This window comes from Citrobacter sp. R4 (assembly GCF_026719175.1).
Classification (GTDB): Bacteria; Pseudomonadota; Gammaproteobacteria; order Enterobacterales; family Enterobacteriaceae; genus Citrobacter_A; species Citrobacter_A sedlakii.
On the sequence record NZ_JAPPSU010000065.1, the window covers coordinates 1 to 383 of the forward strand.

Sequence of the window (383 nt, forward strand, 5' to 3'; positions counted from 1 at the left end):
CATCGGCGAAGCCGTCGTCGATGACCAGGGCAACTGGTCCGTCACCCCGGAGCAGCCGCTGGCCGACGGCGGGCACACCATCACCACCGAAATCACCCGTCCGGACGGTTCGCAGACCAGCAGCGACACCTCTCTGGTTGTTGATACCAGCGCTGAACCGCAACCTGAACCGCAACCGCAACCGCAACCGCAACCTGAACCAGAGCCGGAACCGCAACCTGAACCAGAGCCGGAACCGCAGCCACAGCCCGAACCCGAACCGCAGCCGGGCACCCCGCCATTTATGACCGACGATGAAGGCAACCCCATCGCCGACGGCGCCACCACCAGTGACAACACCCCGACCTTCGGCGGCAGCGGCGAGCAGCCGGGCGCGCAGGTGG

The 383-nt window shown here is 67.1% G+C and carries 1 protein-coding gene; it reads left to right on the plus strand.

The window, feature by feature from the left end:
- Positions 1-383 (plus strand): Ig-like domain-containing protein (locus OOJ60_RS24605; protein WP_205613309.1); only part of this gene is annotated, 383 nt, incomplete at both ends.